Genomic DNA, 11,390 nt, shown 5'->3' with positions numbered 1-11,390 from the left:
CCCGACCACCCCAGCACGCTCGCGTCCCGCCGCAACCTCGAAGCCGCGAGGCGCGCCCGCGAGTCGGGCAGCGCCTCAGCTCCCGGAGTGGCGGAGGCGTGACAACCGCGTTCCCGTCGGACTAAACGGCCGCGGCCTTGGGCGGAGTCGGCGTCGGCTGATTGCACGGCTGACCGCAGTCCGCGCCTTGTGGAGCAACCCCGCGCCCGCCTCGTGAACCCGGGAGCCGCCTTGTGGACGCAGTTGTCCGCGCCCCGCAGGGCGCTCCTTCAACGCACCCAAGCGGTGCCGCGCCGCCGCGGTGCCCTCCGAGCGCGGGGACCGCCCACCCCGCGTCCGTGTCGGCGACGAGGCGCGGGGCAGGCCCCCAGGCCCGCGAGCGCGCCGCTCACACGATGTTGAGGGTGACCGTCGACTCCTTCTTCAACACGGTTCCGGCCGCGGGGTCCGTCGAGCGGACGGTGCCGAAGAACCCGCCGAGGATGTTGTTCTCCTCGACTTTGAAACCGGCTTCTTCCAGGATGCGGCGGGCCTCGTCGCGCTGCTTGCCCTGCACGTCGGGCACTGGGACCTTCTCGGGCCCCTTCGACACGACGTAGGCGACCGTGTCCTTGCGGTGCAGCACTGTGGACGGCGCGGGTTGCTGCGAGATGACATCGCCCGCGGCCACAGTGTCCGAGTAGGCCTCGGTGGGCTTGGCCACCAGACCGAGCTCCTCGAGCCGCTGCTTCGCCGCGTCCCCTTTCTGGCCGACCAGGTCGGGCACGGGGATCGGCTCCTTGCCCTTCGAGACCGACAGGTCGACGGGCGTGTCGTGGACCAGGCTCGCGCCCGGCTCGGAGCCCTGCGTGATGACCCGGCCCTCCTCGACGTCTTCGGAGTAGCCGTAGGTGATGGTCCCGGGTTGCAGGCCCGCCGCGGTGAGCGCCTCGGTGGCCTCGTCCTTGGTCTTGCCCGTCAGGGCGGGCACCACCCGCATGTCCACGCCCTTGGAGACGAAGACGTGGACATCGCCGCGCTTGTGGACGCGGGTGCCGCTGGCTGGGTCGGAGCGCATCACCAGTCCTGCGGCGACCGTGTCGGAGAACTCCTCCTCGACGACGACCCCCAGCCCCGCCCCCTCAAGGTCGGCCCGAACGGAGTCCAGGTCCCGCCCGTCAGTGGTGGGCATCGCGATGTATGAGCCGGGGCCGTACTCGGTCCACCACCAGCCCCCTCCGATCAGGCCCACCACCAGCAGCACGGCGATCGCCCCGATGACGGCAGCGGTCCTGCGGCCGTGGCGCACCACGGCGGGGGGCCCGGGTTCGTCGGGGGCGTCGGCGACCCGCACAGTCGTCTGCGAGGAGGCGGGCAGGACGGCGGTGAGCGCGGGCGCGGACACCACGGCGGTCTTCATGGCCGTCAGCGCCGAGCCCGTCTGTTCCCGTCCGGCCACGTCCGCCCGGCGCGATGCGAGGTCCGCGGGGAGGGACTCGGCGGCCCTGCGCGCCAGGTCGAGGGCATGGACGGCGTCTACGGGCCTGTTCGCCGGGTCGCGCGCGGTGAGGGCGGCGACCAGGTCATCGACCTCCCGGGGGATCCACGGCTGGGAGGCCGAGGGCAGGGGCACGTCGTCGCTCACGTGGTGGGTGGCGATCTGGATGGGGCTCTGACCGGCCCACGGGACATCGCCCGTGAGCATTTCGTAGGCCATGATGCCCACGGAGTAGATGTCCGAGCGGGCGTCGGCGCTCCCGCCCCGCGCGATCTCGGGCGCGATGTACGCCACCGTGCCCAGCATGTTCCCCGTGGAGGACTGGGACGCCTCGGAGGCGGCGCGCGCCAGGCCGAAGTCCGCGACCCGCACCGGTCCCTCGGGGGGCACCAGGATGTTCTCGGGTTTGATGTCGCGGTGGACCACGCCGACCCGGTGGGCTGCGTGGAGGGCTTGGAGGATGTCGCACACGTAGCGCAGGGTCTGCTCGATGGTGAAGGCCCCCTGCGCGGACAGGAGCGCACGCAGGTTGGTGCCCTCGATGAGCTCCATGACCAGGAAGCCCTGGCCCGACACGACTCCCTGGTCGTAGACGGTCACGACGCCCGGGTGGTGGATGCGGGCCGCCGCGCGCGCCTCGCGCCTGAAGCGGGCCACGAAGTCCTCGGACTCGGCCAGGTGCGGGTGCATGACTTTGAGGGCCACGAGGCGGTCGAGGCGCTCGTCGCGGGCCACGTAGACGGTCGCCATGCCGCCGCGGGCTAGTCGGGCGGTGACCTGGTAACGCCCGTCGACCAGGAGGCCGATCATTGGATCGGCCGGGCCTTGGGGCTGGTGAACGTCGCTCATTCCCCTGATTCTATGGGAGTTCCTCGCGGTGGGTGCCACCGGGGCGGAGCGTGGCGGGCGTTTGCGGCGCGCGCCCCTTTCCGTGGGCGAACAGGGTGTGTCCGCTCCCACTCGTTCGTTGTGCGACAGGGCATGTCTGCGGGCGCGCCGGGGCGAGTAGGGTAGTGGCATGACTACAGCCCGTGTCCCCTCCGTCATCCCCGCCACCGAGGCGTGCCGCCTGCTCGGCATCGAGGAGCGGCGCCTCAAGCAGCTGATCCGGGACCACGTGCTGGTGGTCGCCGAGGACGAGTCGGGCGCGCGGGGGATTCCCACTGAGATGATCGTCAAGGGCCAGAACGGGTGGGTGCCCCTGCCGGACCTGCAGGGCACGCTCACGCTGTTGTCCGACGACGGCTTCACCGCCGACGAGGCGGTGGAGTGGCTGTACGCCGTCCAGGACGAGCTGGGGGAGCGGCCCATCGACGCCCTGGTGGCGGGCCGCCACCGCAGGGTGAACCGGATCGCGTCGGCGCTGGCCTTCTGAGGCGCCGCCCGGGCGGCAGGGCCGGGCCCTCGCGACTCCCGTGCCGCCACGGTCTGCCCCGCCTGCACGCGTGCCTGTGTGCCGAGGGTGCGGCCGCTGCCGCTTGAACTGTGGTATTGCGGGAGTTGAAGCTGCGGCATGAGAGGGTGTTTCCACTCGCACTGGTGCGTGTGTGTTCCAAAATGCGTCTGAGTCTCGGGCCGTTTCGGAGGTTCTCCGGGTGGTTGATCCAAAATGCGTCTGAGTTCGCCCGATATTCCGAGAATTCGCCAAAAGTCGTGAGACTCAGACGCATTTTGGACCACACTGCCCCTGTGCCTCCCGAACACGGCGAAACTCAGACGCATTTTGGACCGCCTCTGACTGCGCGGTGCTCCCACAGCCCCGCCGATCCGGGTGAGTTCCCTAATCGTGCCTCGTTGTATGAGGGGGTGACGTTGTTTGCGGGGGTAGGGACGCGGCCGGCAGGTGGGTTGCCTGCGGCGACGGGCGTTGCCGAGCCAGCGGGTGTTGTTGGCAACCGGCGCGGGTAACCGGCGACGACTGCAGTTGCCGTGCCAGCGCGGGTAACCGGCGACGACGGACGCCGACGCGTGTTATTTGCGCCGGCGCGCGTCATAAATCCCCTCACGGCGCCAACAACCCCATCACAGTGTCGACAACCCCCTCGTGGTGTCAATAACGCTCCACCGCACCTACGCCGCGCGCCGCGTGATGATGCCGCACAGGCCGACCAGGTCCGCGCGGCCCTGCTCGGAGACCGGCGCTTCGCGCAGGTGCGCGCGCCCCTGATCGACCAGGCTGGTGATGAGCTCCTCGTGGGCGTCGCCGCCGCGGGCGGCGATCACCTGGCGCGCCTCGTCGATGAGGGCCCCGGGCGCGTCCGCCCGGCCCAGCGCCCGGCACAGGACGGCGCGCTCGGAGTCGGTGGCCCGCTGCCATGCCAGGGCCAGCAGCACTGTGCGCTTGCCCTCGCGGATGTCGTCGCCAGAGGGCTTGCCAGTCAGCTTGGGATCGCCGAAGACGCCGAGGTGGTCGTCGCGGAGCTGGAATGCCATGCCCCACGGAGTGAGAATGCTCTCGATGGCCGCGATGAGGGTGTCGTCCGCGCCGCCGCAGATCGCGCCCAGCGCCGCCGGGTGGACGATGGAGTAGCGCGCCGACTTGAGCGCGACCACCTCCATGGCCGCCTCGGTGCCGAGGGCACCGGAATCCCGTGGATCCAGGGGGGCCTGCTCGGCCGCGACATCGAGGAACTGCCCGAGGGCGACCTCGGCGTGCATGCGGCTGTAGCGCGCCCACAGCCTTGCCGCGTCCCGGGGTTCGAGGCGGCCGGCCTGGTCGGCCATCGCGGCTTCGGCGCACGAGAAGAGCAGATCCCCGACCAGGATCGCCCCCGCTTCGCCGAAGCGGTCTGCGTCGCCCCGCCACGCCCGGTCGCGGTGGTGGGCCGCCAGGGAGACGTGCGGTGTTGGGCGCCCGCGCCTGGTCCCGGCGTGGTCGATGATGTCGTCGTGGGCCAGGGCGCTGGCCTGGTAGAGCTCAAGGGCGGCGGACAGCGGGGCGACGGGAGCCTCGTCGAGCGGGCCGCCGCGGGCCAGGCAGTGGCCGACGTGGGCCAGGATCCCCCGGAACCTCTTGCCCCCTTCGGAGCAGGACCGTGCCAGGGAGGCGAGGGGGGCGCCGCGCTGAGTGGGAGCCAGGTCCCGCGTCATGGCGCCGATGGCGGCCTCCGTGGCCGCGTCGACGGCGGTGCGCAGTGGGATCATGCGGTCTCGCAGGTCGGACATGGGCGCAGTGTATCCCACGAGGGTGGATCCGGGGCCGTTTCCTGGGCCTTTGGTCCTCAGGTGGCGGGCTGGGCGCGCACGAATCCGCCGGGAGAAACGACGGGCGGTCGATTATAATCGAAAGGGCGTGCCGCCTGGTGCGACACGCGACCCCACCCATCAATGAAAGGGACACGTGTGAGTGCTTCGCGCCCCAGTGAGAGCGAATCCCCTGAAGTGACAGCTGACAAGGCCTCCGAGGCAGCCGCCACGGGGAGGGCTGGTGCCAGGAAGCCCGCGGCCAAGAAGGCGCCCGCCAAGAAACGGGCGGCGAAGTCCGCCGCGAAGAAGTCCGACGGGGCGAAAGCCGGGGAGCCCGACAGGACGGAAGCCCCCGCGAAGAAGGCTCCCGCCAAGAAGACGGCGAAGAAGACCGCCGCCAAGGCCGGAGGCGCCAAGAAGCCCGCGAAGAAGTCCGATGGGACGAAAGCCGGGAAGTCCGACGGGGCGAAAGCGCCCGCGAAGAGGGCTCCCGCCAAGAGGAAGGCGAGGAAGACCGCCGCCAAGGCCGCCGCGGGGGCGGAGGCCCCGAGAGAGCCCGGGGCCATCGACGAGGAGGAGCTCGCCGAGGGGGTCGTCGACGACGGCTCCGACGCGGGCTTCGACCCCGAGGCCGAGCTCGAGGACGACGGCATCGACACCGATGACGGGGAGGACGACGAGGAGGAGCCCGACAAGGACACGGGCGCCGATCCCGCCAAGGCCACCGACGGCGCCGCCCTGCGCGAGCGCACCCAGGCCGGGATCCACGTCAAAGGCGGTTTCGTGGTCTCCGATTCCGACGAGACCGACGAGCCCGTCCAGCAGGTCACGGTCGCCGGCGCCACTGCCGACCCCGTCAAGGACTATCTCAAGCAGATCGGCAAGGTCTCGCTGCTCAACGCCGCGCAGGAGGTCGATCTGGCGCGGCGCATCGAGGCGGGCCTGTACGCCGAGTACAAGCTCAAGAACCGGGCCGATGAGATGACCTCCAAGGAACGGCGCGAACTGCACTTCCTGGCGCAGGACGGGCAGCAGGCGAAGAACCACCTGCTCGAGGCCAACCTGCGCCTGGTCGTGTCGCTGGCCAAGCGGTACACGGGCCGCGGTATGCAGTTCCTCGACCTCATCCAGGAGGGCAACCTGGGCCTGATCCGCGCTGTCGAGAAGTTCGACTACACGAAGGGCTACAAGTTCTCCACCTACGCCACGTGGTGGATCCGCCAGGCCATCACCCGCGCCATGGCGGACCAGGCGCGCACCATCCGCATCCCCGTGCACATGGTCGAGGTCATCAACAAGCTCGCCCGCGTCCAGCGGCAGATGCTGCAGGACCTGGGGCGCGAACCCACCCCGGAGGAGCTCGCCAAGGAGCTCGACATGACCCCGGAGAAGGTCGTCGAAGTGCAGAAGTACGGGCGCGAGCCCATCTCGCTGCACACACCGCTGGGTGAGGACGGCGACTCGGAGTTCGGTGATCTCATTGAGGACTCCGAGGCCATCGTCCCCGCTGATGCGGTGTCCTTCACACTCCTTCAGGAGCAACTCCACCACGTCCTCGACACGCTGTCCGAGCGCGAGGCCGGTGTCGTGTCGATGCGCTTCGGCCTGGGGGACGGCCAGCCCAAGACCCTTGACGAGATCGGCAAGGTCTACGGGGTCACCCGCGAGCGCATCCGCCAGATCGAGTCCAAGACCATGTCGAAACTGCGCCACCCGTCGCGCAGCCAGGTCCTGCGCGACTACCTCGACTGAACAACGGTAGTATCGGCCCCGGCGCGCTGCTCCGAAGGGGAGGGCGCCGGGGCCATTCGGACCACATTTAGAGTATTCCCAGTGCCGTTGTGGCGCGCGAAGCCGATCATGGAGGACGATAGCAGCATGTATGAAGGCGCTTTGACCATGGTTGTGACCGTGTGCATTGTGATCGTCGTCGCCGTCGGCGTCTTCGTGGTGCTCGCGCTATCGCGGCGCAGCGCCGGCCAGTGGCAGCGCCGTCTGCGCGACCGCAAGGTGGAGTTCCACCCCGAGGGCGGGGACGCCCCGTCCGAGGCGGGGGGCTCGCCCCGGATGACGTCCCTGGACGCCCTGCTCGACTCCGCGTCGACCCCTTCGAACGCGTACTTCAGTGCTGACCGCCTGCCCGGGATCGCCAAGTTCGAGGCCGCGTCGGAGCGGAGGGGCCAGCACTCCGAGCAGTCTTCCGAGCAGGGCCAGTAGCGCCGAACCCGGCGGGCGGCCGGTAACGCCGAACCCGGGTGTGGGCCGGGGCGCCGATGGGGGATAATGGGCGCATGGAGAGTTTCTTGGAGTTCATGCGCAGCCCGATGGCCTTGGTCGTGGGCGCGGTGGTCATCGTCCTCCTCTGCGTCCTCGTCAGGTTCCTCATCAAGCGGAACCGCCCCACCGGCAAGGGGCCGGACGTGCAGGCGCCACCCACCGCCCCCGGACCGGACATAGCCCCCAGCGCCCCCGGCGGCAGTGCCGTCGAACCCGGCGGTCCCCAAGCCCAAGCGCCACCGGCGGCCCAGGCGGAGGCGGCCCCCGCCCCGTCCCCCTCGGACGAGCGGGTCCCCGCGCCCGCCGACGGATCCGCTCCGCAGGCCGGGGACGGCCCTGCGGCCGAGGCGGAGGAGGCAGTGCGGGCTCCCGAAGTCGAGATCCCCGAGCCCGTTCCCTCGCGCATGCAGCGCCTGAGGGCGCGCCTGGCGGCCTCCGGCGCACTCGGCCGCGCCATCGTCGACATCCTTTCGCGCGGCGAGCTCAAGGCCGCCGACTGGGAGGAGATCGAGGAGTCCCTCCTCATCGCCGACCTCGGCCTAGAGGCCACCGACCAGCTCATGGAGGCCCTCAAGCGCCGCGTCGCCGTCGAGAAGGTCGGTGACACGGCCGGCATCCGCCGCATCCTGCGCGAGGAGCTCCTCGCCCTGGTCGATCCCGCGATGGACCGTTCCCTGCGCCTCGACAAGCCCGAGGCCGACGGGCGCGCCCTGCCCGCCGCAGTCCTCCTGGTCGGCGTCAACGGCACCGGCAAGACCACGACCGTCGGCAAACTCGCGCGCGTCCTCGTGGCCGACGGGCGCACGGTGCTGCTGGGCGCGGCCGACACCTTCCGCGCCGCCGCCGCCGACCAGTTGGCCACCTGGGGCCAGCGCGTGGGCGTGGACGTGGTCCGCTCCGAGCGCGAGGGCGCCGACCCCGCCTCGGTCGCCTTCGAGGCCGTGAAGGAGGGCGCTTCGCGGGGCGTGGACGTGGTCGTCGTCGACACGGCCGGGCGCCTGCAGAACAAGTCGACCCTGATGGACGAGCTGGGCAAGATCAAGCGCGTCATGGACAGGCAGGCCCCCGTGGGCGAGGTCCTGCTGGTCCTGGACGCGACCACCGGCCAGAACGGCCTCCAGCAGGCCCTCGTCTTCGCCGAGGCGGTGGGCGTCACCGGCATCGTCCTGACCAAACTCGACGGCTCCGCCAAGGGCGGGATCGTCGTCTCCGTGCAGCGCGAACTGGGCGTGCCGGTGAAGTTCGTCGGCCTCGGCGAGGGCGCGGACGACCTGGCGCCCTTCGACCCCGAGGGCTTCGTGGACGCCATCGTCAGCGCCTGAGCGCCCCTGAACAGCCAGGGGCGGGGTGCTACCCTAGCGCCCAGTACCCCAACCAACGCCACGCGGGAGATCATAGTGTTCGGAAACCTGCAAGACCGCCTCACCGAGTCCTTCCGTCGGCTGCGCTCACGGGGCGTGCTGACCGAGTCCGACGTCGACCAGGCGATCTCCGACATCCGGCGCGCCCTCATCGACGCCGACGTGGCGCTGCCCGTCGTCCGCCAGTTCACCACGCGGGTGCGCGAGAAGGCCTACGGCGCCGCGCGCTCGAAGGCCCTCAACCCGGGCCAACAGGTCGTCTCCATCGTCCACTCCGAACTGGTGGAGATCCTCGGCGGACAAACGCGGGAACTGGTTTTCGCCGAGCGCGGGCCGACGGTGTTCATGCTGGCGGGCCTGCAGGGCGCGGGCAAGACCACGCTGGCGGGCAAACTCGGCAAGTGGCTGCGCGAGGAGGGCAAGACCGTCATGCTGGTCGCCTCCGACCTGCAGCGCCCCAACGCCGTCCAGCAGCTTCAGGTCGTCGGCGAGCGCGCCGGGGTGCGGGTGTGGGCGCCCGAGCCCGGCAACGGGGTGGGCGACCCCGTCGAGGTGGCGCGCTCGGGCGTCGAGTTCGCCCGTCAGAGCGGCATCAACGTCGTCATCGTCGACACCGCCGGGCGCCTCGGCGTCGACCAGGAGATGATGGACCAGGCCATCGCGATCCGCGACGCCGTGTCCCCCCACGAGATCATGTTCGTCCTGGACGCCATGGTCGGCCAGGACGCCGTGTCCACGTCGACGGCCTTCCGCGACGGCGTCGGGTTCACGGGCGTCGTCCTGTCGAAGCTCGACGGTGACGCGCGCGGCGGCGCCGCCCTGTCGGTGCGGGGCGTGACGGGCGCGCCCATCCTCTTCGCCTCCACCGGCGAGGGCCTGGACGACTTCGAGCGCTTCCACGCCGACCGCATGGCGGGGCGCATCCTCGACATGGGCGACGTGCTCACGCTCATCGAGCAGGCTGAGAAGCGCATGGACGCCGAGGAGGCCGAGAAGGTCGCCGCCAAGGCGATGGCGGGGGAGCTCACGCTCGCCGACTTCCTCAACCAGCTCCAGCAGATCAAGAAGCTGGGCTCGATGAAGAAGATGCTCGGGATGATCCCCGGGGCCGCCCAGCTGCGCGAGCAGATCGACAACTTCGACGAGAGGGAGGTCTCCCGCGTCGAGGCCATCGTCCGGTCCATGACTCCGGCCGAGCGCGACGACGTGGGGCTGCTCAACGGCTCGCGCCGCGCCCGCATCGCCAAGGGCTCGGGCACTACGGTCTCCGAGGTCAACGGCCTCATCAAGCGCTTCGAGGCCGCCCGTGACATGATGGCGCAGATGGGCCAGATGGGGGGCGGCGGCGTCACGGGGATGGGAGCTCTGCCCGGGCGCGGGGGCAAGGCCAAGCAGAAGTCCAACGCCCGGGCCGCCAAAGCCAAGCGCGCCAAAGTGAAGAAGAAGGCGCGCTCGGGCAACCCCGCCAAGCGCCGCCAGCAGGAGCTCGAGGCGCTGCTGCCCCAGTCGCAGCGCAAACGCTCCGACGCCACCGGCAGCTCCTTCGGCGCCCCCGCTCCGGCTCCCGAGCCCGAGCCCGCGCGGCGCCCCTCCATGGAGGACCTGCCCGACGACGTCAAGCGCATGCTCGGCCAGTTCGGGGGATGATGCTGTGCTCTCCGCGCCCAGTGGACCGGGAGCGGACGCGTGGCGCACGAGCAGGGGGATGACGCCGTGATCTTCGATGGATGGATGCTGATCGCCGCCTCGCCCGGGCAGCGGCCCGAGTGGACCAGAGGGACGTGGGCGGTCGAGGACGGCAGGGTCGCCCGCCTCGCGCGCCCCGGACGCGCCGACGCGAGGGGGTACGCGATCCCCGGAATGGTGGACGGCCACTGCCACATCGGGATCACCGACGGCGGCGGCGCCGTGGGCGAGGCCGTCCAGCGCGAGCAGGCGGCTGCGACCCTCGCCTCGGGCGTCACGCTCGCGCGGGACTGCGGGTGCCCGGTGGACAACTCGTGGCTGGCGCGCCAGGGGGACGGCCCCGCCCTCGACTTCATCCACTGCGGGCGCCACGTCGCCCGCCCCAAGCGCTACATCCGGGGGTTGGCGGTGGAGGTGGCGGACGAGCGCGACCTGCCGGGCGTCCTGGCCGCCCAGGCCGCCCGGTCGGACGGGTGGGTCAAACTCGTCGGAGACTGGATCGACCGTTCCAAGGGGGCCGATTCCGACTTGGAGCCCCTGTGGTCCCCGCCCGTGCTGCGCGATGCGGTGGCCGCCGCCCATGAGGCGGGAGCGCGGGTGGCCGTGCACGCCTTCTCCCACGCCGCCATCGACGGCCTCATCGAGGCGGGCGTGGACGACATCGAGCACGGCAGCGGCATCGACGCCGACCAGGCCGACGAGATCGCCCGCAGGTCCATCCTTGTCGCTCCCACGCTCGCCCAGGTCGCCCTCTTCGAATCTTTCGCCGACCAGGCGGGCGCGAAGTACCCCGTCTACGCCGCCACTATGCGCGCCATGTACGAGGAGCGCCGCGAGCACTTCGCGATGCTCGCGGACTCCGGAGTCCGGCTCGTGTCGGGCGTCGACTCGGGGGGCTACCAGAAGCACGGGTCGATCATCAACGAGTTAACGCTGTGGCAGGAGGCGGGCATGGCCCCCGCCCGCATCGTCGACACCGCCACCTGGGGCACCAGGACCGCCCTGGGGCGCCCCGTTCTGACGGAGGGCGGCACCGCGGACCTGGTGGTCCTGGCCGAGGACCCCCGCCAGGACGTGATCGCCCTGGCCCGCCCCCTCCACGTCTTCGCCGGCGGACACCACGTGGGTTAGCCAGGCGGCGCGTCGGGTGGCGCGCCCAGTGGCGCCGCAGCGCGGATCCGCCGCGCGCACGGCGGTGCGGTGACCGATCCCACGGCCACCGGACTGCGCGCGCCCAGGCGGCCGGCTTGGGCGCACGACGCGCGTGTGGCACAATAGTGCGCTGTACCCGGCTTCGCGAGAGCCCTCTCACCTCGCCCAGTCGCGTCCCGGACCGACGCCGGACCCGTGTTCCCACCGGGGAGGGCCGAGGGCCACACCAATCTGAAATAGGAGAGACCACT

The 11,390-nt window shown here is 71.2% G+C and carries 8 protein-coding genes; 6 read left to right on the top strand and 2 right to left on the bottom strand.

What is annotated here, in order from left to right; translation table 11 throughout:
• Positions 1 to 388: 388 nt before the first annotated feature.
• A complete protein-coding gene (gene pknB, locus G447_RS0107380) occupies positions 389 to 2,326 on the bottom strand; it encodes a Stk1 family PASTA domain-containing Ser/Thr kinase (RefSeq protein WP_026430587.1) in 1,938 nt (645 codons plus the stop codon).
• 169 nt (positions 2,327 to 2,495) lie between these two features.
• Here pknB and G447_RS0107375 point away from each other — a divergent pair, with 169 nt between their 5' ends.
• Entirely contained in the window at positions 2,496 to 2,852 is a 357-nt protein-coding gene (locus G447_RS0107375; RefSeq protein ID WP_026430586.1) for an Rv2175c family DNA-binding protein, read from the top strand.
• Between the two features lie 695 nt (positions 2,853 to 3,547).
• Here G447_RS0107375 and G447_RS0107370 read toward each other — a convergent pair.
• Complete coding sequence (locus G447_RS0107370; protein WP_034476695.1) at positions 3,548 to 4,642, bottom strand: polyprenyl synthetase family protein; 1,095 nt, start codon at positions 4,640 to 4,642, stop codon at positions 3,548 to 3,550.
• Between the two features lie 162 nt (positions 4,643 to 4,804).
• On the opposite strand from G447_RS0107370, the gene G447_RS0107365 reads away from it, so the two are divergent.
• The 5 genes from G447_RS0107365 (at position 4,805) to G447_RS0107345 (ending at position 11,118) form a co-directional block, all read left to right on the top strand.
• A complete protein-coding gene (locus tag G447_RS0107365; RefSeq protein ID WP_026430584.1) occupies positions 4,805 to 6,415 on the top strand; it encodes an RNA polymerase sigma factor in 1,611 nt (536 codons plus the stop codon).
• A gap of 126 nt (positions 6,416 to 6,541) precedes the next feature.
• Positions 6,542 to 6,880, top strand: a complete 339-nt coding sequence (locus tag G447_RS0107360) for a hypothetical protein (protein WP_081491364.1) — start codon at positions 6,542 to 6,544, stop codon at positions 6,878 to 6,880.
• A 74-nt stretch (positions 6,881 to 6,954) separates the two neighbouring features.
• A complete protein-coding gene (gene ftsY, locus G447_RS0107355; protein ID WP_026430582.1) occupies positions 6,955 to 8,262 on the top strand; it encodes a signal recognition particle-docking protein FtsY in 1,308 nt (435 codons plus the stop codon).
• Between the two features lie 75 nt (positions 8,263 to 8,337).
• Positions 8,338 to 9,948, top strand: coding sequence for a signal recognition particle protein (ffh, locus tag G447_RS0107350; RefSeq protein WP_005870290.1), 1,611 nt, complete (start codon positions 8,338 to 8,340; stop codon positions 9,946 to 9,948).
• Positions 9,949 to 10,014: 66 nt separating this feature from the next.
• Positions 10,015 to 11,118: an amidohydrolase family protein gene (locus tag G447_RS0107345; RefSeq protein WP_026430581.1), complete on the top strand. Its 1,104-nt coding sequence runs from the start codon at positions 10,015 to 10,017 to the stop codon at positions 11,116 to 11,118.
• The last annotated feature ends 272 nt before the right edge of the window (positions 11,119 to 11,390 follow it).

Origin of the sequence: Schaalia georgiae DSM 6843, assembly GCF_000429245.1 — a bacterium.
Taxonomy (GTDB): Bacteria; Actinomycetota; Actinomycetes; order Actinomycetales; family Actinomycetaceae; genus Pauljensenia; species Pauljensenia georgiae.
The sequence above is the reverse complement of the archived record's forward strand: the minus strand, read 5'-3'. Positions and strand labels throughout refer to the sequence as shown.